Source organism: Chryseobacterium sp. ERMR1:04 (assembly GCF_001297705.1).
Lineage (GTDB): Bacteria > Bacteroidota > Bacteroidia > Flavobacteriales > Weeksellaceae > Chryseobacterium.
This window is the reverse complement of record NZ_LIRF01000003.1, coordinates 984,462-1,011,000: the sequence shown is the minus strand read 5'-3', so window position 1 is coordinate 1,011,000 and position 26,539 is coordinate 984,462. Positions and strand designations below refer to the sequence as shown.

Annotated in this window: 23 protein-coding genes and 1 pseudogene; 11 read left to right on the top strand and 13 right to left on the bottom strand. The window is 33.4% G+C overall.

The genetic code is table 11. The annotated features are described in order from the left end of the window. The first annotated feature begins 38 nt into the window (after nt 1-38). Nucleotides 39-1,472: a DUF3945 domain-containing protein gene (locus AMQ68_RS04715; protein ID WP_054509440.1), complete on the top strand. Its 1,434-nt coding sequence runs from the start codon at nt 39-41 to the stop codon at nt 1,470-1,472. Next, nucleotides 1,469-3,535 carry a type IA DNA topoisomerase gene (locus AMQ68_RS04710; RefSeq protein WP_054509439.1) on the top strand — a complete coding sequence of 689 codons (2,067 nt, stop codon included), beginning with the start codon at nt 1,469-1,471 and terminating at the stop codon, nt 3,533-3,535. The genes AMQ68_RS04715 and AMQ68_RS04710 overlap by 4 nt, the downstream gene beginning before the upstream one ends. Before the next feature lie 302 nt (nt 3,536-3,837). Here the strand turns inward: AMQ68_RS04710 and AMQ68_RS04705 are convergent, their stop codons facing one another. Further along, the gene (locus AMQ68_RS04705) at nt 3,838-4,473 is read right to left on the bottom strand and encodes a TetR/AcrR family transcriptional regulator (RefSeq protein ID WP_054509438.1); all 636 of its coding nucleotides are present in this window, start codon (nt 4,471-4,473) and stop codon (nt 3,838-3,840) included. Nucleotides 4,474-4,994: 521 nt separating this feature from the next. Between AMQ68_RS04705 and AMQ68_RS04700 the strand changes: the two genes are divergently transcribed. From AMQ68_RS04700 to AMQ68_RS04695, 3 genes and pseudogenes are all read left to right on the top strand, one after another. Continuing rightward, entirely contained in the window at nt 4,995-6,293 is a 1,299-nt protein-coding gene (locus tag AMQ68_RS04700) for a tail fiber domain-containing protein (protein ID WP_054509437.1), read from the top strand. A gap of 210 nt (nt 6,294-6,503) precedes the next feature. Further along, a pseudogene (tssD, locus tag AMQ68_RS24840) lies at nt 6,504-6,710 on the top strand (type VI secretion system tube protein TssD); the annotation flags it as partial. A gap of 823 nt (nt 6,711-7,533) precedes the next feature. Continuing rightward, on the top strand, nt 7,534-7,890 hold the full coding sequence (locus AMQ68_RS04695) for a two-component system response regulator (protein WP_054509436.1): 357 nt from the start codon (nt 7,534-7,536) through the stop codon (nt 7,888-7,890). Between the two features lie 409 nt (nt 7,891-8,299). Here AMQ68_RS04695 and AMQ68_RS04690 read toward each other — a convergent pair whose 3' ends face one another. From AMQ68_RS04690 to AMQ68_RS04665, 7 genes are read right to left on the bottom strand one after another with little or no spacing between them, the layout of a single operon-like run. Next, nucleotides 8,300-8,947, bottom strand: a complete 648-nt coding sequence (locus tag AMQ68_RS04690; protein ID WP_054509435.1) for a MarR family winged helix-turn-helix transcriptional regulator — start codon at nt 8,945-8,947, stop codon at nt 8,300-8,302. A gap of 41 nt (nt 8,948-8,988) precedes the next feature. Continuing rightward, nucleotides 8,989-9,687, bottom strand: a complete 699-nt coding sequence (locus AMQ68_RS04685) for an SDR family NAD(P)-dependent oxidoreductase (RefSeq protein ID WP_054509434.1) — start codon at nt 9,685-9,687, stop codon at nt 8,989-8,991. Nucleotides 9,688-9,736: 49 nt separating this feature from the next. Beyond that, complete coding sequence (locus AMQ68_RS04680; protein ID WP_054509433.1) at nt 9,737-10,018, bottom strand: TIGR03643 family protein; 282 nt, start codon at nt 10,016-10,018, stop codon at nt 9,737-9,739. Nucleotides 10,019-10,020: 2 nt separating this feature from the next. After that, nucleotides 10,021-11,496 carry a cryptochrome/photolyase family protein gene (locus tag AMQ68_RS04675; RefSeq protein ID WP_054509432.1) on the bottom strand — a complete coding sequence of 492 codons (1,476 nt, stop codon included), beginning with the start codon at nt 11,494-11,496 and terminating at the stop codon, nt 10,021-10,023. 15 nt (nt 11,497-11,511) lie between these two features. Beyond that, nucleotides 11,512-11,667: a DUF2256 domain-containing protein gene (locus AMQ68_RS24835; protein WP_082383974.1), complete on the bottom strand. Its 156-nt coding sequence runs from the start codon at nt 11,665-11,667 to the stop codon at nt 11,512-11,514. After that, complete coding sequence (locus AMQ68_RS04670; protein ID WP_054509431.1) at nt 11,668-12,990, bottom strand: AarF/ABC1/UbiB kinase family protein; 1,323 nt, start codon at nt 12,988-12,990, stop codon at nt 11,668-11,670. Continuing rightward, nucleotides 12,991-13,650 (bottom strand): TetR family transcriptional regulator C-terminal domain-containing protein, encoded by a 660-nt coding sequence (locus AMQ68_RS04665; RefSeq protein WP_054509365.1) that lies wholly within the window; start codon nt 13,648-13,650, stop codon nt 12,991-12,993. A gap of 96 nt (nt 13,651-13,746) precedes the next feature. On the opposite strand from AMQ68_RS04665, the gene ribA reads away from it, so the two are divergent. From ribA to AMQ68_RS25255, 3 genes are all read left to right on the top strand, one after another. Then, nucleotides 13,747-14,337 (top strand): GTP cyclohydrolase II, encoded by a 591-nt coding sequence (gene ribA / locus AMQ68_RS04660; protein ID WP_054509430.1) that lies wholly within the window; start codon nt 13,747-13,749, stop codon nt 14,335-14,337. 55 nt (nt 14,338-14,392) lie between these two features. Beyond that, the gene (locus AMQ68_RS04655; protein WP_054509429.1) at nt 14,393-15,832 is read left to right on the top strand and encodes an SDR family oxidoreductase; all 1,440 of its coding nucleotides are present in this window, start codon (nt 14,393-14,395) and stop codon (nt 15,830-15,832) included. 321 nt (nt 15,833-16,153) lie between these two features. Next, the gene (locus AMQ68_RS25255) at nt 16,154-16,297 is read left to right on the top strand and encodes a hypothetical protein (protein ID WP_160317965.1); all 144 of its coding nucleotides are present in this window, start codon (nt 16,154-16,156) and stop codon (nt 16,295-16,297) included. 663 nt (nt 16,298-16,960) lie between these two features. Here the strand turns inward: AMQ68_RS25255 and AMQ68_RS04650 are convergent. Genes AMQ68_RS04650 through AMQ68_RS04640 form a run of 3 tightly spaced genes read right to left on the bottom strand, consistent with a single transcriptional unit; the run spans nt 16,961 to nt 19,349 of the window. Further along, the gene (locus AMQ68_RS04650; RefSeq protein ID WP_123905608.1) at nt 16,961-17,752 is read right to left on the bottom strand and encodes a hypothetical protein; all 792 of its coding nucleotides are present in this window, start codon (nt 17,750-17,752) and stop codon (nt 16,961-16,963) included. Between the two features lie 3 nt (nt 17,753-17,755). Next, entirely contained in the window at nt 17,756-18,538 is a 783-nt protein-coding gene (locus tag AMQ68_RS04645) for a hypothetical protein (RefSeq protein ID WP_054509427.1), read from the bottom strand. Between the two features lie 16 nt (nt 18,539-18,554). Then, nucleotides 18,555-19,349, bottom strand: coding sequence for a hypothetical protein (locus AMQ68_RS04640; RefSeq protein WP_054509426.1), 795 nt, complete (start codon nt 19,347-19,349; stop codon nt 18,555-18,557). 312 nt (nt 19,350-19,661) lie between these two features. Here AMQ68_RS04640 and AMQ68_RS04635 point away from each other — a divergent pair, with 312 nt between their 5' ends. Further along, nucleotides 19,662-20,258 carry a Crp/Fnr family transcriptional regulator gene (locus AMQ68_RS04635; RefSeq protein WP_054509425.1) on the top strand — a complete coding sequence of 199 codons (597 nt, stop codon included), beginning with the start codon at nt 19,662-19,664 and terminating at the stop codon, nt 20,256-20,258. Nucleotides 20,259-20,431: 173 nt separating this feature from the next. Here the strand turns inward: AMQ68_RS04635 and AMQ68_RS04630 are convergent, their stop codons facing one another. Next, nucleotides 20,432-20,827, bottom strand: a complete 396-nt coding sequence (locus AMQ68_RS04630) for a hypothetical protein (RefSeq protein WP_054509424.1) — start codon at nt 20,825-20,827, stop codon at nt 20,432-20,434. 439 nt (nt 20,828-21,266) lie between these two features. Next, nucleotides 21,267-22,046, bottom strand: coding sequence for a LexA family transcriptional regulator (locus AMQ68_RS04625; RefSeq protein WP_054509423.1), 780 nt, complete (start codon nt 22,044-22,046; stop codon nt 21,267-21,269). 61 nt (nt 22,047-22,107) lie between these two features. Here AMQ68_RS04625 and dinB point away from each other — a divergent pair, with 61 nt between their 5' ends. Then, nucleotides 22,108-23,256, top strand: coding sequence for a DNA polymerase IV (gene dinB / locus AMQ68_RS04620; protein ID WP_054509422.1), 1,149 nt, complete (start codon nt 22,108-22,110; stop codon nt 23,254-23,256). A gap of 18 nt (nt 23,257-23,274) precedes the next feature. Continuing rightward, nucleotides 23,275-26,328 carry a DNA polymerase III subunit alpha gene (locus AMQ68_RS04615; protein ID WP_054509421.1) on the top strand — a complete coding sequence of 1,018 codons (3,054 nt, stop codon included), beginning with the start codon at nt 23,275-23,277 and terminating at the stop codon, nt 26,326-26,328. Nucleotides 26,329-26,539 lie beyond the last annotated feature (211 nt).

Below are 26,539 nucleotides of genomic sequence, written 5' to 3'. Positions count from 1 at the left end.
GGGTATTAGCTTAGGATCAAATTATAAAATCATCTGTTATGAATGAACCAGAATCATCTGCACCTGAAATTGCTGATCAGCTTTCTGATATTGTATTGGTTTTCAATAAGAAGAAAATGAAAATTGAAGCGGTTAAAGGGATAGGGCAAAATGGAGAACTGGAAACTGTCTCGCCAGATAAGAACCATCAGAATCAGTTTATGAAAATTGATAAAACCGGAGATTTTTTCTCCAATTTTTTTTCCAATTTTCTAAGCCAGCTTAAAAATCCCACCCAATTTTCATTCTTTAAAGTTCCTGCTCCTATCGCCATTGAGGCAGCTGATGAACTACAGAAAGCAACTTTAGATTCCTCTGAAGAAAGTAAGGGAGTCTTAGCAAAGTATGAGATTAACACAGAACAAGAAATTAACGAACAACAAAAACAGAATAAAATGGAAAATAGACCCAACATACCGGAGGCCAGTGAATACCGCTACAAAGCAGAAGATATCGATTGGAAAACCATGAGTAATCTTGGATTGAATCAGGAAAAACTGGAGAAACTGAAAATATTGGAACCTCTACTCAAAGGCTATAAAACCAATGATCTGGTTTCGATAAGCCTTAATCTGGGGAGTGCTATTACACGAATGGATGCCCGACTTTCTCTGCAGCAGAATGATGAAGGACAAGTAGTGGTTGCCATTCATGGTATTCGCAAAGAGCCTAGTCTGCAGTATCCCTTTTTTGGTCATGAATTTACGCAGGAAGATAAAGGTAATCTGCTGAAAACAGGAAATATGGGGAGGATTGTAGAACTTGAGAATCTTAAAAGTGGCGAAAAAATTCCTTCTATTATCAGTATTGACCGATTAACCAATGAGCTAATTGCTCTTAAAGCAGAGAAAATCAAAATTCCTCAGGAGATCAAAGGGATTAAACTGACGGATGAGCAGCAGCAGAATCTTATGGAAGGGAAGTCTCTGTATCTTGAAGGAATGATCTCTACGAAAGGGAAACCTTTTAATGCGGAGGTACAGTTTAATGCGGATAAAAGATATGTGGAATTTTTATTTGATAATAATCTTCAGCACAAAGTACAACAGACTCAAAATGAAAAAGTTCCTAAGGTATTTAGAGGGAAGGAGCTTGATGATAAGCAGTATGATAAGTTTAAAGCAGGTGAGACCGTGTATGTTGATGGGCTTATTGATAAAAAAGATCAGGAGTATAAAGGATATATAACTTTTAACAAAGATACCGGAAAAACTGAGTTTTCTTTTAATAACCCTGCAACATTAAAGGCCAATCCTAAGCCTTCTGAAGAACATAAAACGCAGGTTGCGGTAAATTCGGAAGGTAAAACAAATGAAGCAACAAATAATACGAAACAGTCTTTGAAGTCCGGACAGAAAGATCCTGATGCTCCACAAAAGGCTGAAACTCAAAAACCGGTGAAAGCCAGATCAACCCAAAAGAAAATACGATGAAATTAGTTATTGCGGAAAAACCTAGTGTCGGTAGAGAAATCGCTGCATTATTAGGAGCTCATGAAAAGAAAGAGGGATATTTTTACGGGAACGGGTATAGTGTGACGTGGGCGTTTGGGCATTTGATTAGTTTGGCTATGACTGAAGAGTATGGGATGAGTGGGTTTACCAGAGAAAGACTTCCCATCCTGCCTGATCCTTTCATATTAACAGTAAAAAAAATCAGGAAATCTCAATTGTATGTTGTGGATCAAGGAGCAGTAAAACAGTTGAAAATTATTGATAGGTTAATGAAGCAGTGTGAAAGTATCATTGTGGCAACTGATGCCGGGAGAGAAGGAGAACTGATCTTTAGGTATATCTATGACTATCTGAATGGGAATAAACCTTTTGAAAGATTATGGATCAGTTCTTTGACAGAAAAAGCGATTCGTAAAGGATTTGAGAACGTAAGACCTGGACGTGATTTTGACTCTCTTTATCAGGCAGGTTTAGGACGAAGCCGTGCGGATTGGCTGGTGGGAATCAATGCTTCTCAGGCATTAAGTATCGCTGCCGGTTCAGGTATTTATTCTTTGGGGAGAGTGCAGACTCCAACATTGGCTTTGATCTGTAAAAGATATCTTGAGAATAGGAATTTTGCCATTCAACCATACTGGCAAATTCAAATAGAGCATAGAAAAGAGTATATTGATTTTACCTGTGTTTCTCAGCAGCAATGGAAGGATAAAAAGTCGGCTGATGATGTACTGAAATCCATTCAAAGAAAGGGGATAGCCACTGTTATCAGCGCCGAAACCAAAAGTATATCAGAACAGTCCCCCTTGTTATTTGACCTGACGGGTCTGCAAAAGGAATGCAATAAAAAGTTTAATTTTTCAGCTGAAGAAACATTGAATATTGCACAAAGCCTTTATGAAAAAAGGTTTATTACCTATCCGCGTACAGGAAGCTGTTATATTCCTGAAGATGTATGGCCTGAAATTCCTCATTTGATCAGATTCATGCGTGAGAAAGAATCTTTAGTGCAAGCTGTTGCAAAGATTGTGTTAGGGCAATTGGCAAAGCATGTTGTGAATCCTCTTAAAGTAACGGATCATCACGGGCTGTTGATTACCGATAAAATACCTTCTGCACTTTCGGTGAAAGAATCAACTGTATATGATGTGATTGCTCTGCGTCTGTTAGAAGCAGTATCGCCTCCATGTCAGAAAGAGATTATCCATATTTTGACAGAAGTCAATCATTATGAGTTTTCTTGTAATGGTGTGATAATAAGAGAAGCAGGTTGGCGTAATATTCAGGGAGGTTTTGGTGAGGAGAATGAGGATCCAATACAGGAACTTCCTAGCCTTATTACTGGAGACGAACTTAAAATAAAAGTTGCAGGAGTATTGGAAAAAAAGACCAGACCTCCTGTTTTATTTACAGAAGCAGGGTTGTTATCGGCAATGGAAAATTGTGGAAAAGGAATACAAATAGAGGAGGAGCGGAAAGTCCTTCAGGCTCTAGGTATCGGTACTCCAGCAACCAGGGCAGCTATTATTGAAACCTTATTTAAACGTGATTATATGATCCGTAAAAATAAATCATTGGTTCCTACTGAAAAAGGACTTAAGGTTTATGACTTGATTAAAGACAAGAAAATTGCCGATGCTTCGATGACGGCTCAGTGGGAACTTGCCTTACAACATATTGAAAATGGAGAATCGGATGTTGCTACTTTTCAGAAGGGTATAGAAGAGTACGTATCGGTTATAACAAGAGAACTTTTGGCTTGTTCTATTGCCCATGAACAGAATCCTGAACTTCTTTGCCCCCGATGTAAAAAGCATTCTCTTTTACTAAGAGAAAAAGTTGTTAGATGTGCCAATGAAAGTTGTGGTTGGTGGCAGTTTAGAATGATTTGTGGTAAGCAGTTGAAGGTAAAGGATATTAAGGATCTCATTGATCATAAAAAGACTTCTTTGATCAAAGGAATGAAAAGTAAAATGGGGAAAAAGTTCGATGCATTTATAGTAATGAATGATCAAGGGGAAACTTCTTTTATGTTTGAAAAATAAAAAAAATTAAAGTAATTTTATGAGCAATCATTTGTTAAAACTAATCGTTTGTTATAATTGAGTTGCGCTCAATACATTGAATAGTCAATTTTCATTTTGTATTTCTATGTTAATATTTTTAATCAATTTAGATATTTTTCGTTATATAATTCTTTTTTTTACTATATTTATATCGATTCTCATCGTAATAATGAGTTTTCGCTTAATAGTTTTTATCCTCGGCTGTTGTCGGGGATTTTCATTTTATAATACTTTATACCTGTTTTTATCGTTTTGAATTGTATTTTTTAGATGGAAAACTTTTATACATTATTTTTTTCTACGTATGCAAAGTCGATCAATTCAACAATTGCTTTTTCGATCTCTGCTCTTCCTTCATCAGCTTTCATATCAATACCGCAAAACTTGTTGGCATTGTACCCTGTATAAAGATTTAAGTAGTAAGCTCCAGAAATAATTAAAGCCATAATTGCTCGGTATCTAGTAGCATTCTCACCAAAATGAGGATCGGTAATATGTTGAAACAACACACCTCCTACTTCTTCACGCTGTTCTACTAATTTTCTAAGAATAGGTTTACTTTCTGAAAGTTCCCAAAGAATAATCTTTTGAAGTTCTTTATTATTTTTCAGGTTTTCAAACTGGTTAAGTACTGCAGTTTTAGAAAGCTCTTTACCACCGTCGGAAAGATCTACCTCCTCCGTCTTATTAAACTTCGTCCAATAATCCTGAGATTTGATATATTCATCAATTAATTTATCAGTACTTCCAAAATATTCATAAATAAGTTTTTTATCGAAACCTGCAACGTCTGCAATCTTAGTTACTTTTAGACCTGAGTAACCTTTTACTTTTAAAATTTTACCAACTGCTGCAAGTAATTTTTGTTTAGTTTTTTCTTTGTCCCTGATAGGACCTTGCACTACTTTTCTAGGCATAATACTCGTATTATTTTTTTTTTTGCAATATGCAATTTTTTGTTAATATCTTCAAACGTATTCAGTGTTTTATCTAGATGTTCTTTTTCACGTTTTGCCATTACGCTCATTTTTTTATACGTGCGGCTTTTTTGGCAACAGAAGGGTATTAACATGATTGGTTAACTTCTCTGTAAATTGAATATTATTCAATTACTTTTATTAAAGAATAAGCACTAATTTTTATAGGAATTATAACAATAGGTTTACTATTGTATCTGTTCCCAAATCATCCATCCTTTTTTTGGAGTGTAATAGTACTGTTTTTAGATTTATTTATTCGGAACGAAGATGTTTGTGGGTACTATGTTTTACGGTCTTTCTAATTAGGCTGAGTTTTTTTATGGCTGATTATAAGTAATTTGTCTGTTTTTGTTTTTTTTCAATATTTGGTGATTTATAATTTAATTACTTAACTTTGATAGATAAGGAGTATGCAGAAAATCCTAAAGAGTACGCAAAATCACTAATAACAAATTTTTATGAAAACATCAAACACACTTCCAAAAATCTTGGAGAAGACCAAAAAATTGCAACTTGTTGCAGGCATTGTTTTATCACTTACATTTTCCAATTTGTTACATGCTCAGAACGTTTCTTATTCAATCAATAGTATCCCAATCGGAGGCTCACTTAATGCAGCTTTTGGTGTAAGTGCATTACCAAGTGTTTCAGGAGTGGCCAATGTTGCGAATGGCTATCTTTCGATGAATGCCAATACTTCAGGAAGTTATAATACAGCAGCAGGTGCTTATTCACTGAATCGTAACGTCTCTGGAAATTATAATGCTGCCTTTGGCTATCAAGCATTATTAGGGACTACGTCTGTAAACAATACAGCAATAGGATTTAGATCATTGTACTTAAACACTACGGGTACTGATAATTCAGCGAATGGTTTCGCTGCACTTTATACCAATGCTACAGGCACTTTTAACACGGGGCTAGGCAGTGGGGCAGATGTAGCATCCAATGCTTTGACCAATGCTACAGCTATCGGTGCCGGAGCCGTAGTAAATACGAGTAATAAGGTAAGAATTGGGAATGCTACAGTAACTGTTGTGGAAGGACCTGTTGCCTATACATTTTCTGACGGGCGCTTTAAGAATAATGTAAAAGAAGAAGATGTAAAAGGATTATCATTTATCAATCAATTAAGACCTGTAGTATATAATTTAGATACAAAGAAAATAACAGAGTTTTGGTCCAAAAATCTGTCCGAAGAAGCACGTGCAATATCTATGAATCAGAATTTCACTAGTGCTAATATTATCCGCCATAGTGGCTTTATTGCACAGGAAGTAGCAGAAGCTGCTAAAAAAGCTAATTATAACTTTAATGGGATTCATACCCCTGAAAATGAAAATGACAATTATAGCATCGCTTACAGTGAGTTTGTTGTACCCTTGGTAAAAGGGATGCAGGAGCAGCAAAAAATGATTGAAAATTTACAACAGCAAATAAATGATCTTCAGAAAAAATTAGAATCAAAACTGACAAATAATCAATCTATCGGGTTAGTTTCGTCCATGGAACAAAATGTACCTAATCCTTTTTCTCGTGAAACTGAGATTAAATATAATATAGTAGGACAATTTAGAAGTGCTACTATTATTATCTACGATTTGTCAGGTAAACAGATTAAAGCTGTACCAATTAAGCAGTCTGGTGCATCTTCTGTCATGATAACTTCTGATCAGTTGTTAGCGGGTCTATATATGTATTCTATATTAGTAGATGGTAAATTGATTGACTCAAAACGAATGGTTGTTACAGATTAATTGTTTTTGGATGATGATATTAGCTGCCCAAAGGGGCAGCTTTTTTATTATACTACCATGAATGCAAGTACTAACAAGATAGTGTCTTTTTTGCGTATACTATCATAGAAGTACTGCAAAAGTTGAGAATAAGATTTAAATATCCTGCTGATAAAATAAATTATATACTTGCTAAGCACTTGTGTCGTAAATTATAAAAACGTATTTATCAATATTCTGGAAATCTGACTGCAGGGTCAGTATAAATCTACCTCTGGAGAAATCATCTTCAACAAATCACATGAAGAAGGAATCCTCATTACTTTAGACTGGGAAAATGGATATGTAATTCAGTATAAAGCAGATTTTAATGCAATAAATGAAAATTCTATGTTGATTAGTTTTGTACTGAGTGATATAGATTGGGTTTGTCGTTGAAAATCAAAAGATTAACCTTTGTAACTTATTCAACATAATGTTTTTGTCAAAATTATCCTCGCTTGTTAATTGTAAATTATTGAGATGGTTTAAACTTTCATTTTCTGTTGAATAGAAAGGTGTTTTTCCTATAATTATGTAAATTCTCATATTAAAATGAGTTTTTTTGATATTAAAAGTTACTCGGCTCCAGTAGGGGATTTTAGTTTCAAATATTCTCTGCCTGAGAATAATATAATAAAGTTAGATATCCTATTTTTTACTACTTAAAATATTTGTGATTTTTTTTTATATTTACGTACCTCTTCTAGAGAGGTGCTTTTTTTTATTATTGTGTTTTTATAATTTCAACCTCCCAGCGCCCTTGGGAGGTTTCTATTTTTTTAAGAGAAGCTATGTAAAGGACTAGACACTCTTTTATAGAGATTTTTTTTAATGTGTTGATAGTGATTTATTATTTGAAATGGAAAATCAATAAATATATTTTTATAGCAGTTGAGAAAAGCTAACATATCTTTTGGGGGTAAAATAAAACCCCCAACCGTAGGTGGGGATAAAACCTGAAAACTCACGATTAAATGAGAATCGAGACTAAATTATATAAAAAAAGTGAATCTTAAAAAAAAATTGTATAGAAATCGACTTAATTTATTTTTAATTGAGACTTTATTGTTAATATCATTAGATACTTGTTCGTAAGTATGTAATTTTCATATAGTAAATGGTATCTGGTTTTCTTATTTGATTAGAAAGTAAATAAACTTTTACCTTTTACGGGTTGCATTTTTCTTTTTTGTATATTTATATGAAATACGAGTTGGTTATGAAGAAAAAAGTTGTTCTTGTTCAGGATAATGAAGATATCCTGGATATAATGGATCAGGTTTTGACGGAGGAAGGTTTTGATGTAATCCCATCATTAACAACAGAGTCTATCGAAAAAATTGAAGAGATTGAGCCTGATATAGTGATTGTAGATGATCATATCAAAGGAAATAAGAAAGGCTCAGAGGTTATTGAAGATTTGAAATCTGAGCCAGAAACAGAAGATATATCTGCTGTTCTGACTTCCACTTCTCATACCTTACCTAAGGAAGCAAGTGATTGCAAAGCAGATGACTATATAAGAAAACCATTTGATATTGATGATATGATAGAGGTGGTGAAAAAAAATTCGTAATTCTTAGGTCATGGTTATAATATGATTCTTTTCACTCAAAAGTAAATTGACACTGAATGGAGGTTAATAAGTTATTTCGTTATATTTAAACAGCCTCGTAATGAATAAAGTCTATTCTAATACTAATTCATCATCAGTTCATTTTTAGGTGATTAATTTTGGTAGTAACCATTTTAGTGTATTTGGGTCATCAAATTATTATTTCAATTGAAAATAAATTTATAATTTTTTTAGTAATCGATATTTCATTGGATATTCTTGGAGAAAGTGATGGTTGTTTTTTCTAATATATTATATTTCCTGCTCTTCATTCTTCAACTTAAGAGCAGAATCATAAATTTTTCTTTAATCCTTTCACATATTAAAATAATTATTTTAACTTATAGATGTAGATAAGAGCGTTTTGCCATTAATTAATAAATTCCAAAATTTTAGGAATATCAGAATTTTTATATTCGGAGTATAGGTGAGCGTGAAATTCATTGAGTTTTTTAAGTATTCTCAGAAGTTCATTCTTTTCTTTTTCGTTTAATTTTCCGGATAAGATCTTAGAAGTCTTATTGACATTGGCTACTGATTCATGAAATGTTTTCTCCCCTTTTTCTGTAAGATTAAGTCGTTTACTTCTTTTGTCTTCTACGTCATTTTTTTCTTCTAAAAGCCCGGCTTCGAGTAACCTTTTAATAATCTGGGTTCCTGTTTGTTTTTCGTGACCATTTCTTTCTATCAGCTGAATTTTTGTAAGATCAGGCTCATCTTTAAGTCGGTATAAATAAGTAAATTCTTCATTGGCTAAATCCGGAAAATCACTTAAGCCTTTTCTTATCAGAAGCTTAGAGTATCTTCCTAATAACAATATTTGTTTGCAGATTTCGTTTTCTGTAAATGATACTTGATGATTTTCATTTTTAAAAAGCTTGGTCGGGCTCTCTTCTGCATATTTTTTATCATTCATCCAAACACGGAAATCTTCCACATTACAATTGGGTTTGTAGGCGTCAGAATTTTCAAAATCTTTTACTTCAAGCAGAAGATTGATAAAAAAATCAGTTTGCATAGTTTAAATTTAAGGTAAAGATATTTGTTTTTTTCAGTTCATCAAAGTTTAATATTTCCCATGCCTCCGTCAATTCCTATGATTTGTCCTGTGATCCAAGATGCTTTGGAGGATAATAAAAATTCTGCCATTTTTGCTATTTCTTCTGCATTTCCGATTCTCTGTAATGGATGTCTTTTGGCAGAAGCTTCCCGTTTTTCAGGAGTGGAAAGCAGTTGTGAGGCAAGAGAGGTATCTGTTAATGATGGAGCAATTGCATTCACTCTTATCTTTTGATTAGAAAATTCCGCGGCAAGACTTTTTGTTAAACCTTCTACAGCGCTCTTACTAGATGCAATAGAAGAGTGAAAAGGCATTCCTAATTTAGCAGCTACAGAACTGAATAGTACAATAGAGGCATCTTCGGATTTTTTCAAATTCGGAAGCAATTTTTGGATACATATAACGGCGCCAAGAACATTAATTTCAAAATCATTTTTAAAGTCATCAGAGGTAAGTCGATTAAAAGGTTTCAGATTGATACTTCCTGGTGCATACACTAAGCCGTCAACAATATCCGGGAAATTAATGTCCTCAAGATTTCCATTAACAATATCCATTTGATGAAATTCAATACTAAGATTTTCAACTTCAGGATTAGAACTTCTTGAAATCCCGATAACGTGATTGCTTTCTGATAATAACTTTGCAGTGGCAAATCCAATTCCCTGACCGCAGCCAATGATCACTATGTTTTTCATTTGTTTATATTTAGTTTTACAAATAGTTTAATGTATTCTACATCAAATTTTATCGTTTTGAAATTTTATTATGGCTTATTGTTCGTTGTCTGCTGCATTTAAATCTGTCCATTTCCAGGCTTCTTTTCTTTGCATGTTTATGACTGATTCCTGAGTTGACTCTTTTTCTCCAAAGCTTAAAACTTGAAGATTTTAGCTCTGAACGCATCACTTCAATGACTTCCGATTCGCTGATGCCAAATTGAAATTCTATGGCTTCAAAAGGGGTTCGGTCTTCCCATGCCATTTCAATGATACGGTCTGTTTGTTCTGTAGTAAATTGCTTCAGCATTCTTATAAATTTTTCATGAGTTGTATTGCTTCTTTAAAATGAGCTGACTTCTTTTCTTCAGGCATCTTGTCGAGTGTTCTCAACATCATTCCAAGCCTTGGATTGGTTTTGAAAAATGTACGGTTATCATTGATGAAATTCCAAAAAAGGGCGTCCCATTGTTCGGTCCATTTTCCATCAGAATAATCACTCATTTTTTTGATGTAGTTACTTCCGCTGATATAAGGTTTAGTACTCATTTTCCCACCATCAGAAAAACTACTCATCCCATATACATTCGGAACCATCACCCAATCGTATGAATCAATAAATAATTCCATAAACCATTGATAAACCTCATGAGGATTGAATTTGCAGAGATTCATAAAATTGGCGAAAATCATTAGCCTTTCGATATGGTGAGCATATCCCGTTTGCAAGACCTTCAAAATACTACTGTCAATAGGTTTAATATTTGTTTCGGCGGTGTAAAACGATGTAGGAAGAGGGAGGGCATGCTTCCAGTAATTTTTATTTCTCTGGAAACTTCCCTGATAGAGATAAACACCCCGCACAAATTCTCTCCAGCCTAAAATCTGTCTCACAAAGCCCTCAAGAGAATTGATTGGAATACTATGCTCCCTCGCATAACTTATAGATTTTTCTAATACATGTACAGCAGTCAAGAGGCCGATGTTAAGCAAAGGAGAAAGTACACTGTGATGAAGAAAATGCTCATGCTCCACAATACTGTCTTCATAAATCCCGAATTCTGAAAAACGTTGTTCCAGAAATTGATTCAACCAGTTTTCAGCTTCGTCAAAAGTAACAGGATAAAGTTGATAAGAAGTTAGATTGCCATAATTTTCACTGTAATGTTTTTTCGTATATTTTTTTGCTTCTTCATAATATTTGCTATTTTCCGGGAAATGTAGGGCTGGGGCTTTTTTATGTTTAGGATATTTCTTTCTGTTCTCTGTATCGAAAGTCCATTTTCCGCCCATAGGTTTCCCTGCAATCATTAAAATATTCCGGGATATTCTTTGCTGTTTATAAAAATCGGTCTGATGATAAAATTCTTTACCTTCAAAATAATCTTTTAGATCATCTCTTGTATTAATGAATAATGGAGTATCAAGAATATCCAATTCCAATTTTGTTTGTCTGATTCTTTTCTCCAGCCAGTTGTCGCAAACATCAGTGATGATGATTTTTTGGTATTTCTCTTTTTCTAAATTGATAATGAGATTCTGAACATCAGATAATTCTGATGTACTTTCTATGTAATGAACTCTGAATCCGGATTTAATCAAATAATCTTCATAAAATTTCATGCTGGCTCTATGAAGAGCAATTTTTTGTTTATGAAAAGCATATTGCCTGAATAATAGAAATTCCTCCACCAAAAAAATGGGCTGATCTTTATCCAGATAATCAGTGTCTTTAAAAAGCTGATGAGGAAATATCAATTGTGCAACACATGATTTTATTGTAGGCATAATTCAGGATTTTAATTAACTCTTTTGTGGAGCTGATGATATTGATTTTTTATTTTTTCGGCATTTTTCACTGCAGTATTTTACATCATCCCAATTTTTCTTCCACTTTTTTCGCCAGTTAAAAGATAATCCACAGACTTCACAAATTTTTGAAGGTAAATTGGCAGGCATTTAGGCGATAAATTTTTTATAATTATTAATCACAATATCTTTTGCTCTTAAATCGTGCATCATATGATACAAACCAAAAAAAGTTCTGTTTAGATAAATAAAATGTTTAGAGCCTCTATTGGTATTCATTCCTTTTATATCGCTGAGTTTTGCATAACGTTGCCCAAGATCTGCAATTTCCTGAAAGAATTTTTCATCAGAAAAGTCAAATTTTTCACTGTTAAAAGGTCTTGTAAATAATTCAAGCAATTCGTAGAAAAGTTGGGTAAAAAATTCCTGTTCCTGCTGAGAATCATCATCACGTAAGATCTCAAGCTGGTATAATTTTTCTTTAAAAATTTCAGGATTGTTTAAATTTTCTTTTTTGGCCAATTCGAAATAAGGAATATAAAATTCTTGCGGAATTTCTTTAATACATCCAAAATCTATGACAAGTAAGTTTAGATTCTCGGATACTAAAAAATTTCCAGGATGCGGATCTGCATGAACTTGTTTTAAGATATGCATTTGGTACATATAAAAGTCCCAAAGCGTTTGTCCGATTGTATTTAACTCTTCCTGAGATTTTTTTTGCTTGATGAATTCTGAGAAATGTTTTCCGTTCAGCCAGTCCATTGTGATAATCTTTTCACAAGAAAATTCAGGATAGTATTGAGGAAATTGAGTGTTTGGCAGGTGACTGCATTTTTCAACAATATACAGACTTCTTTTCAGTTCCAAATTATAATCTGTTTCCTCAAACAGTTTGCTTTCAACTTCTTGAAAATAAGATTCTGAACCTTCTTTTTTGATGTTGAACATTTTCATGGCGATAGGTTTTACCATTTTCAAATCACTGGAAATACTTTCTCTTACTCCGGGATATTGAATTTTTACAGCAAAGTTTTTATCTCCTTTTTTAGCTTTGTGTACCTGCCCAATACTTGCTGCATTCACAGATTCTGTAGTAAATTCATCAAATATGTCTTCTGGGTTTTTCCCAAAATATTTTCTAAAAGTTTTCTTTACCAAAGCTCCGGAAAGCGGAGGTACTGAAAATTGAGACAAAGAAAATTTGTCTACATAAGCCTGAGGCAGAATATTTTTCTCCATACTCAACATCTGTGCTACTTTTAAGGCAGAACCTTTGAGCTCTTTAAGAGAATCGTAGATGTCTGTTGCATTTTCTTCATTGAGGGTTTTAAGGGCTTCCTCTTCGTTTTTATCTTTTGTTATTTTATTACCGTAGTATTTGATGTAATTGACCCCAACTTTTGCTCCGGCTTTCAACAAACTGCTTGTTCTTTCTAACTTTCCTGTTGGTATTTTATTGAGTGTTTTCATTTAACTTTTTTTGAATGTTTCTTTGAATAAAAATTTCCCAAGATCAAGTACCTTTCGCAATGGTTCATTATCCATTAACTCAAATCCGGTATCAATTGTTTTCTCAATGAATAGATCTGTTTTTTCAAAGGAAGGTGAAGTGTCTTTTTTCCAAAACTCAATGACTGAAACCAGGTGCAACCATAATGCTTCTTCTCTAGCTTTTTCGTGTAGGTTTTTTATATCATTTTTGGCTTTTTTCAATATTTCCCAGTCATTAAAGTCTAATGTTTTAATATAATTACGGTGTGTTTCTTTAAGATGATTCGAAATTTTTGCAGCATGTAATTTATCATTTCCCAATATCATAAGAACCAATGATCTGTTCATTGTTAAATTTTCAAAGAAGATAAAATAAACATTCAATAGTTTTTCTTTTGAAGTGACTGCTTCTGAATCATTCACTTGTGAAGCCAATTCTACCGATTTGGTAAAAAGATTAGTGAGCATCTGTTTTTCAATCTGCTCAAAACTTGAAAAATAATCATAAAAGTCTTTTTCTTCGAAATCATTATCTTTTGCAAAACGATACATGTTTTTAGGCCTTTCTGCATGATTCAGAATATAATCACCATACAATTCAAATAGTCTGTCTTCTGTAATCTGATTTTCCTTTTCCATTTTAAATTTTATTTAAAACAAATTTAGTAATTTATTTTACTATTTAAATTAATAATGTATAAATTTGTACTATATTAATGGTTCAAAATATAACTAATGTTGAAAATACAGGCTCAATCTAATATACCCACAGATTTTGGAATGTTTACCGTTTATGCATTTTCTGAAAATGAAAATGACTGGAGTCCTCATTTGGTATGGGTCGCTGAAAAAACAGATCTTAATACTATTGTTAATGTACGCTTCCATTCGGAGTGTATAACTGGAGAAGTTTTTCATTCAAGGAAGTGTGAATGTGGACAACAACTGGATGCTACAATGAAATTTGTATCAGAAAACGGAGGTATTTTAATTTATTTAAGACAGGAAGGAAGAAATATTGGGATTATTAACAAACTAAAAGCGTATGCTCTTCAGGAGCAAGGTTTTGATACGGTAGAGGCCAATTTGAGACTAGGTCTGCCGGCAGATGGGAGAAATTTTGATGTAGGAATCCAGATATTGAAAATTCTTAATGTCTTTAAAGTTAATTTACTTACCAATAATCCTGAAAAATTAAAGGTATTTAATAATAGCGGGATTTTACTTAATCAAAGAATTCCTTTGGAAATTGAATCTAATCCAATCAATGAATCTTATCTTACTACAAAGAAAGATTATTTCGGTCATCTTTTAGATAAGCTTTAATTTTTCTATTGGTATCACAAAATGTTTATGTAAATTATTAAAAATAATATTTTATATGAAAAAAATATTACTCACAGGAGCAACTGGTTACATCGGCAAAAGAATGATCAGTGTAATTGCGGAGCATGGCTATAAAGTTATTTGCTGCAGTCGTGATGTTAGTCGTTTTTCAAAACCAGAAGGAATCAAAGATGATTTTATAGAAGTAATTGAGGTTGATTTTCTGAAAGAGGAAACATTGAAGAATATTCCGCATGATATTTCCGGTGCATATTATCTGATGCATTCTATGAGTACAAGTAATGATTATGAAGAATCTGAAAAGACTTGCGCTCAGAATTTTATTTCTGCTATTGAGAAAACCCAGTGTGAGCATATTATATATTTATCAGGATTGGTGAACCAAAAAGAATTATCAAAACATCTCAATTCAAGATTTAATGTGGAAAAGTTATTGATTGAATGTGAAATTCCTGTTACTGTTTTGCGGGCTGGAATTATTATCGGTTCGGGGAGTGCCTCTTTTGAGATAATCCGTGATCTTGTTGAAAAGTTGCCTGTGATGGTTACTCCTAGATGGCTTAATACGAAATGCCAACCGATAGGAATTGCGAATGTTTTGGATTTTCTCATTTTCACTCTGTTCAAGAAGGAAACGTACCATAAAAGTTTTGATATTGGTTGTGATAATGTTCTTACTTACAAAGAAATATTGATGGGCTACGCCAATGTGCGCGGTTTAAAACGAAGTATTTTTATTTTACCGGTAATGACACCAAAATTATCATCTTACTGGCTGTATTTTATCACTTCAACATCTTATAATTTGGCAAGTTCATTGGTAGGAAGTATGAAAATTGAAGTTGTTTGTAAGGACGAAAGTTTATCTCAGATTAAAAAAATAACTGGAGTTAACCCTTTTTCATATAGCGAGGCTTTGGAGAGAACGATGGCTAAAATTCAGGCCAACGAAATACGTTCTAGTTGGAAAGACAGCTTTATCAGCAGCAGAAATGATTCCTCACTCAAAGAATATATCGAAGTGCCTCATTTCGGATGTTTCAAGGATGTTAGGAGTGCAAAATATGATGACAGGGAAAAATGTCTTGACCGGGTTTTTGGAGTGGGCGGCAACAATGGTTGGTATGGACAAGGTCTTTGGAAAATAAGAGGCTATATGGATGTTTTGGTTGGCGGTCCAGGTCTTAGAAGAGGAAGAACACACCCGTTACAACTTCACGAAGGCGACGCTTTGGATTTCTGGCGTGTCATTTATGCCAATAGAGAAGAAGGTAAATTAATCCTTTTTGCTGAAATGAAATTACCTGGAGAAGCTTGGCTTATGTTCAAATTATACAAAGGAAAGCTTTGGCAGAAAGCCGTCTTCCGACCCAGAGGGTTATGGGGAAGATTGTATTGGTATTCTGTATTACCGTTTCATGGATTGATTTTCAAAGGGATGCTGAACAGACTTACAAATAATTATTTTAAATAGATTGTTTATTTCATAAAATATTTAATGTAGTGAGTTTATTTGCATCTTTTATAAAAGTGTTCGTATATAGAAGCTTTTTGGACAATATAAAAGGATTCTATTCTAACCTGTATCTTAATCCATCACGAATGTCAAACTACATTGAAATTAACAGATAAGAATCTCCAGAAAAATATGTTTACTCAACTTATATTAGTTCAATTTACTATGAGTAGTAGAGTAGGTGATACTATTCTGGTAAATAGGGCTCACCTTAATTAACTGCTAAATAAATTGGTGATCGAACTTTTATAAATGATATAAAAAAAATGATATGTTATTATGGAAAAGCTTCTTGAAAATATTACGAAAATAGAGCACGGCTTTAACCATATCATTGAAGCCGGAAACCTTATGCTTAAAGATGAAGTCCTTGATTATTTACATACGGCGAAAAGATTCATAGAAACTGCTCAGGTTTATTAGATAAGGATTTTAGGCGTTTATGTGTTAGGCGAAATTTTCTATAAAAATTTAAAAGCGTTACATATTATGGAAGATATTGTTCCAAAAGATGAAAGCTAGTGGATGTAGGAAATGCTTGCAAAAGCCTTCAATTCATATTATAGACAAAAGGAGTATAAAATGCAATGCCGAAAATTTAATCTTGGATCAACAATGAAAGTATAAATACTAAACGTGCTGTAATGGAAGGTTTGTGCATCTGGACTAGCCATGATCTCTTTAAAGACCATCAAGAAATTGCCATAGAGCTCATTACTAGAAATAGATTGACAAATAGCGAATATTTAAGTAAGTCGATCGGAAATTCCTTACGGGAGATCAGGAAAAAATATCTTGAAGCAATCGAGAGAGAAACGTCGACATGGGATGTCAATGAGCATAGATTAAAGTTTATATTAAAACTGATAAATAAACTAAGTTATTTTATTACTATGGATGAATGGGTTGTGAAAATTTATTTTCATAACCCATTTTTGTCCTAGTTCGTTTTTTCTGTATATCCAGTTGTTAGGACTTGTTTTATTCTATTATCAGTCTGTTTTACTAAAATTTAAATATTTTTTTAAGTTAAATGTTTTGTAATTTCATCTATTGGTAATAATTTAATAGTCCTTAATCTATAGATTACTGTCCCAAATAAATAAAGACATTAAGGTTAAGGTGTTTGGGGTCAATAGATACGGGAGTGGCTGATCCACCAGTGTTTACAGTATAGGTGTGAGTGTGGTTTCCTGCGGTACTTGTGGTATATGTTCCGGAAGTATCATCGGCATTATTATTGCCAGCACCTCCTGCATTTACTGAAGTATTTCCTCTATCTGTATATGTGTGAACGTGACTACCTGCCGAAAGAGCTGTACCATTAAAAGTCATTGTTGGTAGATTTGCTTGTACTAATGTAACTGTTGAGTTCCCTCCTGTGGTTCCCAAGACTTCAGCTCCGGTTTTTGCTTTAAAATATCTATCCGTAGCATCTGGAATCGTAGTTACAAATCCGAGAGATGCAACATTTGTTTGTGCAGGAGCTGGTAAAGAAGAAATACTTCTTCCATTCAATAAGTACCAACCGCTATGGTCACTTGTTAAAACACTATATTTTACATGCCCAAAAGGGATATCCTCTGTAGATAAGCGAAACCACTGAGATCCATTATTTACATAAAGTCCTTCATTTACAAATGCATTATTTACAATATTATAGACAATTATTCCTTTAACGTGTTGAGCAAGTGGAGAAGCACTGGTTATGTTGACTAAAGATATCCGTGGAGGTAATAATCCTTTGTTGCTGGTAAACATTTCCAGCAATGCATTTTGATTGGGAGCAGGAGTATTTATTCCCACTTGTCCACTTATAATATGATAATTAAAAGTCATTATCAATGAGGCTATTATAATTTTAAAATTTTTCATCATTTTTTAATTTCCTAAATAAATAAAAGTGTTGGTTACCAGATAACTAGGGGTGATGTTTACGGGCTGGGAAGTTCCCCCTGAGCTGAACGATAAGGTATGGGTATGAGCTCCAGCAGCAACTGTATTGTATGTTCCTGAAGTGTCGTCAGCTACAGGATTTGTGGCTCCACTTCCACTATTTACAGAAGCTCCTGATCCTCTATCGGTATAAGTATGTATATGATTACCATCAGTTGTTGTACTACCTGTAAAGATAACATTTGGAAGATTGGGCTGTGCAAGAGCTATCGTAGCATTTCCTGTCAAAGAACCTAAAGTTTCTGATATGTCTTTTGTTTTAAGTAATCTGTCATTTGCATTTGGAAGATTAGCAGTAAATCCGAGGCTTACTGCTCTTGCCTGTACATTTGTGGAAAGTGAAGAAATAGCTCTTCCATCTAATAAGTACCATCCTTTGTTATCTGCGGCTGCAAAACTGTTTGAAATTGTACCATAAGGATAATCATGGGAAACAGCAGACCAGCTGGTTCCATTATTCTGATATATCCCTTCAGAAACATTGTTAGAATTGGCGAGATTATAAGTGATAATTCCTTTTACATGGGCTGACAACGGTATAGGAGATCCAGTATTGGTAAGGCTGTTTCTCATAAGTAATATACCTTTATTTGCAGATGTAACTTCTAAAATAGAATTGGAATTTGGAGTGCTTGTCCCTATACCCACTTGTCCTTGAATACTAATGGTGATAAGGGTTGGGATTATATAAAATAGTTTCTTTTTCATAATATATTTTTTAAACCTAAAAACCTAAATAAATAAAAGCATTTGCGGCCAAATTCTTTGGCTCTGTATCAATACTTGTGTTTGATCCTCCAGAAGTTACCTGTACCGTATGAGAGTGATTGCCCGCCGAGCCGGTATTTTGATTGGTTAGCTGAGCTGTATTTGCTAGCTGCACTGAGCCACTGCCATGATTCCATGTTGTGTTACCTCTGTCGGTATATTGATGACTATGGTCACCATCACTAGAAGTTGTACCGCTATAATTAATGTTTGGCAGATTCTGTTGTGAAAGGGTAATGGTTTGTGTACCTCCTATACTTAATAATGCAGACGATCCCTTTTCTTTCAAGTAACGATCTGTAGCGTTAGGAAGTGAGATGGTTATACCGACTTTAGCTGCATTGGTCTGAGCTCCTGTTGTTAATACGGTTAAATTCCTTCCATCTAACAGATACCATCCTTGATGATCTGCTGCCGCAAAGCTGTAATAAACATCACCAATATTGGGTTTATTGGTGTATAATCGGTTCCATTTTGTTCCATCATTAGAATAAATACCATCTACTACATCATTTACTACAGCTATATTATATATTATCATTCCTTTTTCATGAGCAGAAAGGGGTGACGCTGATGAAGTACTTGTTAAAGATATACGAGGGAGTAGTAATCCTTTTGAAGTGGAAGATAATTCTAATGCTGAATTTATATTAGGGGCACTTGTTCCAACACCTACTTGGGCTGCGTAATTACTCAATACACTTGATAATATTGCGAATAATGTAATTTTATTTAAATAGATTTTTTTCATTAAATAATTGTTTTTGGTTTATGATGTGATGTTTTAATTTCATAAAACTATATAATTTTTTTTAAAAGCCAAAATTTTAATATATATTTTAACATAGAATTATTTTATTAAAATAGATTGATTGATTAAATAGTTATCAAAAAATATAATTTAAATAAACAGTCAGAACTCTATTTTTTAGTTCTTAAAGAAGTAATAAACTTTAAAATCAGAATAAAGAAAATATATAAATAAACTATAGTTTTATAGAATGTATAAAGTTGTTTAATAGCTTAGATTTTCATTAATTTTACTTACTTAATAATTTTGGAAATGGTCATATGTGAAGATTTATTGTTTTCTTACGGAGCTAAATTGGAAGGTTATAATTCTAATGATTTTATTTTTCAGGAAGGAACTTCTTTAAAATATTATTTGCAAATCAAGTCGGGTACAGTGAAGATTAATAATTTTATGGAAAATGGAAAAGAATTTGTTCATGGATTTCCTTTTGATGGTCATTGTATAGGAGAAAGCTATTTGTATACTGATAATAAATATGCTGTAAATGCCGTAGCTATCACGAAGTGTGAAATTATTAAAATAGAGAAAAAGACTTTTTTAGAAATTTTACTCAAAAATCCCAAACTCATGCTTAAGTTAAATAGATATACTGCTGATCGTTTACATTTTAGGTATATTATTTCTACTTTTCTTACGATATCTGATCCCTTATTAAAACTTACAAGATTATTGGACTATCTAAAAGCCTACTTTGGGTTTATAGAGAAATATACATATATAGTTCCCTACACCAGACAACAGTTAGCTACTTTAATAGGAGTAAGAGTAGAAACAATCATAAGAACTATTAAAAAGATGGAGAAACAAAAACTTCTAAAAATAAATAGCAGTAAGATTCTTTATTAAGTTAGTAAGTCATTTGAAGGAATGTAGTTTAATTTTAAACTTTTCTTCAAAACATTTAATACCTTTAAATGTTTTGAAGAATAAGCAAATTCTTACCATATAGTTTTGAAAAATTCACTTAATAAATGGTAAATAATTTTAAATCTAGATTGAACTTTCTATACTAAGATTTACTAAGATGCGGTAGGAAGTAATTCTAAATCATTCAGAGTGTTATTATGTATTGGATGAATATTATAAAACTTATAAAGATCTTTAAAATAAAGATTCGTTTCAATTTCATACTTTTCAAGGATTTCAAACGTCTTTAATGCAGAGGTTTTTTGTATACATCTGCAATGTAGATGATCTACTTTTATATGCTCAGAAATAGTAAGTATTTTTATCTCTATGCGCTCATATTGTGTGTGATCTTTAAAGGTGTTATCATCTAAAGTAAAATAAGGTTCTCCATGATAGAAGTAATGATCAATAATTTCAGGATGCTGACAATGTTTTTTTTCTAGAGGTGTTGCTGAATTATAACCACTGCATTCCTTACAAAATGCTACTTTAATTTTAATTGACATATCGTATGATTTAAGATGAGTGTATCCTATATCACAAGTTATGCCATAGGTAGTATTTTTTTTTAGTCAAATTAAAAAAACTTAGAAAATAAATAAGGTTTTGGATAAGGAATAGTAATGGTTTGTCGTAAAATAGAAATATTATGTTCAAATATTATATTAATTTAAATATGGATCATTACAAATGATAGTATTTCATAAAATAATTTTTGAAGAAAATTCTCTTCATACTCATTAGCTTCGTTTTCAGATAAAAAATGTTCAATATAATCCAATAATTCCTTTGGAAATTGATAATATTCATCTGAATTAAATAAACGGAGCTCATTCATAGATATTATTAAAAATAGTATTATATTTATTTGTCTTAATTTTAGACTTTTTTTTCATCATTTGTGTTTTTAGCTTCCCCATAAAGGAGGCTTTTTTCTGTAAAGGATTATTTAATCGCAGCAAATTTATGGTCTAATTCTTTGATATCTTTTCTCAACTCTAAAAACATATCTCTTAGATTATAGTTGTCAAGTTGATCGTGTTCAAAGTCTTCAGGAAAGATTCCTGATGCATACTGCCATATTTCTACAATTTCTCCGACCGGAATATCATACGGTTCATAGAATGAATTGTCGGCACTTACCGTTATAGAATTTCCGTTTGTAGCATTAAACCGTTTGTAGGTAATCCCATCATTTAATGTAACAAAAACATAACTTCTGTTCGATTTTAAATCATTGATGCTTTCTACATATTTCCCTACAATATAAGAGCCGTCTTTAAATGGAGGCATTGAATCTCCCTGAGCGGGAAATGCCCTGTATTTTCCATTGGTTAAGAATGGTAAAGAAATGAGCTGAAGACTTTCTATATATTCGGGATCAGTGTATCCAGATAAATATCCCATGGATGCTTTTTGAGGGATGATTTCAATACTGTTATTTCCCAATTGATCAACTACGACAGGTAAGATAATTCTGTTGTCCGGTAAATTGACCATTTGTTCTAAAGGATATTTCCGAATATCTACGGTAAGTAGGAGATCAATACTAATATGAAAATATTTGGAGATCTTAATTAAAATCTCATAGGGAGGCTCAGAACGGCCACTTTCATACTTAGCATATCGTTCTCTGCTAATGATAAGAATATCATCTGTAAAACTTTGTTGGGATAAATTTTTCTTACCCCTTAAAAACCTGATGTTATCTGAAAAAATTGACATTGGTATAATTTGTACCAGCAAATATAGTTATTTTGGAACAAATTGTATCTAATTTTGTAACGTGAACCGAGCAATTGTACATATGGATATGGATACATTTTTTGTATCCTGTGAGAGGCTAAATAACTCTAAACTTGATGGAATCCCTTTAATCATAGGAGGTGGAGACCGTGGAGTGGTAGCCTCATGTTCCTACGAAGCCAGAAAGTTCGGGGTCCGTTCTGCAATGCCGATAAGAATGGCACTCAGATTATGTCCTGATGCAAAAGTGATTCGAGGAGATTATGAACTGTATTCCAATTTATCCCACTTGGTCACAGAAGTTATTCAGGAAAAAGTTCCGGTCATGGAAAAGGCAAGTATTGATGAATTCTATCTTGACCTTTCCGGAATGGATAAATTCTTTGGTTGTTATACTTGGACAAAAGAAATTGCTTCAGCAGTCACAAAGGAAACCGGACTTCCGATAAGTTTTGCTTTATCAACCAATAAAACTGTTTCTAAGATCGGAACCGGAGAATCTAAACCTGTGGGAAGATTAGAAATTAAAGAACTTGAAATTAAACCTTTTTTAAATCCATTATCGGTAAAGAAAATTCCGATGGTTGGAGACAAGACTTTTCAATTGCTGTCGAGAATTGGAATCAGAACCATTCATACGTTGTCCGAGATGCCGGTTTTGGTCTTGCAACAAATGATTGGACTGAATGGAAAAGAACTTTGGAAAAAGGCCAACGGAATTGATGAAAATCCTGTGATTCCTTATTCTGAAAGAAAATCAATTTCAACAGAAAGAACCTTTACAACCGATACGATGGATATGATAGAATTAAAAAGACTAATATCCGGAATGGCTGAAAAGTTAGCCTATCAATTGAGACAGGACAAATGGCTGACTTCAACCGTGGTGATTAAAATCCGTTATTCCAATTTCGATACTGAGACGAAGCAAATCAGAGTGACCTATACCTCTGCAGATCATACCTTATCCAGAGTTGCGCTAGAACTTTTTAATAAAGTATATACCAGAAGAATGCGCCTTCGGTTGGTTGGTTTACGCTTTACTGATTTGGTTCATGGTAACCATCAAATGAATTTATTTGAAGATACGGAAGAGCAGATGAACTTATATCAAACGATGGATCAGATCAAAGATCGTTTTGGAGCGGGTGCTGTGGGCAGGGCTTCAGGATTTGATTTTGGAAAATAAATTTTAAATTCTTACAATATGTATCTTAACTGTCATTCTTTTCACAGTCTTCGTTATGGAACTTTATCAGTGGAAGCACTCGTAAAAAGAGCGTATGACTTAGGAATTGAAACCCTAGTGCTAACGGATATCAATACGGTTACTGCTATTTATGATTTTAAAAAAGAGTGTGAAAAGTATGGGGTTAAGCCTATTGCCGGAATTGAGATCAGAAAAGAAAACAGGCTTCTTTATATTGCTGTTGCGAGAGAATTCAGTGGAATCGGTGAAGTGAATAAGGTTCTCACGCAGCACAATTGTGATGGGAAAGAACTATCAGAAACAGCTCCGAAGTTTAATCAGGTATTTGTTATTTATCCGATGAATAATATTCCGGAAAAGCTAAAAAAAAATGAGTTCATCGGAATTAGAGAAGAAGAGCTTAATATCCTGATTCGACCTGAATTTCAACAATTGATTCCCCACATGGTGGTTCTTCATCCAGTCACTTTCAGTACCAAAGAAGAATATCAGGTCCATTGTATTCTCAGAGCCATTGATCATAATACTTTATTGTCTAAACTTACTGAAAATAATACCTGCAGGAAATCGGAATACTTTAAGTCTTCCACAAATATTCTAAAAGGCTTTGAAAGGTATCCGGAGATTGTGAATACTACAGAGCGTATTTTGAATGAGTGTAGTTTTGAATTTGATTATAAAGAGGTTAAAAACAAAAAACACTATACAGGATCTAAAGCGGATGATTTGAAACTTCTTAGAAATCTTGCTTATGCAGGATTAAAAAAAAGATATGGACTTGGTCATGAAGAGGCTTGTAAAAGGGTAGAGAAAGAACTTAAGGTTATTGATGATCTGAACTTCAGTTCTTATTTTTTAATTACCTGGGATATTATACGATACAGCAATAGCATGGGTTTTATGCATGTAGGACGGGGAAGTGGTGCTAATTCTATTGTCAGTTATTGTTTAGGCATTACCGATATCTGCCCATTGGAACTGGATCTTTATTTCGAACGTTTCCTGAATCTTAACCGCAAAACTCCCCCAGACTTTGATCTTGATTGGAGTTGGCAGGATAGAGATACGATGCTGGAATATATTTTTGACCGCTATGGAAAAGATCATGTAGCATTTTGTGGAACGAATGTAGAGTTTAAATACAAGTCTATATTCCGCGAAGTCGGGAAAGTATTTGGTCTGCCTAAAGAAGAACTGGACGAGCTGACGACAAGGTCTATGGATATGCATGAACAAAATTCTGTCATAAAACAGGTTCATGAATATGGTAAGTTACTGGAGAGATTTCCCAATCAAAGAAGTATGCATGCCTGTGGGATTCTGATTACTGAAGAAGCTATAACAAAGTATACAGCTCTCGAAATGCCACCCAAAGGATTTCCTATTGTACAGTTCGATATGCACGTAGCAGAGGAGATAGGACTTGAAAAGTTTGATATCCTTTCCCAACGGGGACTTGGAACGATCAATGACACAGTAAAACTCATTAAAAAATCAAGAGGCATTACTGTTGATATTCGCGATACTACTTTATCCAAAAATGAAGCTAAAGCCAATGAATATTTAGCTCAGGGAAAAACGATCGGATGCTTTTATATTGAATCTCCTGCAATGCGGGGGCTTCTCAGAAGATTACAATGCGAAGACTATATCACTTTAGTTGCAGCTTCATCCATCATCAGGCCAGGTGTTGCACAGAGTGGAATGATGCGTGAATACATTTTCAGGCATAATAACCCGACTCAATTTGAATATTTTCATCCCATATTTAAGGAGCATTTAGGAGATACCTATGGCATTATGGTATATCAGGAAGATGTTATTAAAATTGCCCAATATTTTGGAGGATTATCTTTAGCAGATGGAGATATACTCCGAAGAGCTATGAGTGGTAAGGGAAGATCCTTATCTGCACTTCAAAAAGTAAAAGAGCATTTCTTTGAATCATGTAAAAACCTTGGACATTCGATGGAGCTTACTGCTGAAGCGTACAGGCAAATCGAATCTTTTGCAGGATATTCTTTCTGTAAGGCGCATTCCGCTTCCTATGCTGTCGAGAGCTATCAGAGTCTTTATCTGAAAGTCTATTATCCTTTGGAATTTATGGTTTCGGTAATTAATAATCAAGGAGGGTTCTATAGAACCGAAGTGTATATCCATGAGGCAAAAATGTCCGGAGGAATTGTTCAGACTCCGTGTGTCAATACCAGCGAATTTCAGACAATTCTAAGAGAAAATGAAATTTACCTGGGATTTATGCACCTAGAAAATTTTGAAAATAGTGTATCGATCAATATTGTGGAAGAGAGAGTAAACAATGGTAATTATAAGTCATTGGAAGATTTTATCAGACGAATTCCCATTGGTATTGAAACCTTACAGATTTTGATTTTTATAGGGGCTTTTCGATTTACCGGTAACCCAAAGAATGAACTTTTGGTAGAAGCTAGATTACTGGTCGTAAATTTTAAACCAGAAAATAGGGGATTAATGCTTTTTGAAGAACCTGTAGAGGAATTCCAGCTTCCAAAATTAAAAAGAGAACAATTCGAAGATGCATTCGATGAAATTGAAATAATAGGTTTTCCTATTTCCTGCAGTCCGTTTGATTTACTAGAAACAAAATACAGAGGTTCTGTGTTTGTTAAAGATTTACTCCAGCATCATAAAAGACAGGTAAAGATGTTGGCCTATCTTATTTCCAGAAAACATGTTCCCACCAAAAAGGGGACGATGTATTTTGGGACCTGGATCGATATAAACGGTGACTATTTTGATACGGCTCATTTTCCAAATAGTCTTGAGAAATATCCGTTTCAGGGTGGTGGATGTTATTTATTATTGGGAACCGTGGAAGTTGATTTTCATTTCCCAACGATTAATATTCATAAAATGGCTAAGATGCCGATGATTCCAGATCCGAGATATGCTTATGATAAGGACAAGCAATATGATATTCATAGACAAATTAAAGAAGATGTGAGTATGACATCCAGAAAACCTTATCCCCAAGAGCATGAGATTGGATTACCGAGAAAACGCGTAACATAATTAGGATAAATTAAATCACTAGAAAAGCTAAATGCTATTTATTTGGGTTTTTAATAATTTACATAATGTTAAATTTTTAAGGTAATATATTTTATTTGTATGATTTTTTTTATTGGTTTAGGATAATTTCATATGTTTGAGTAATTATTTATCAAATATAGGTGAATTAAATTCTATTTATCTGTTTCTAACTTTCTTCTTTAAATGAACG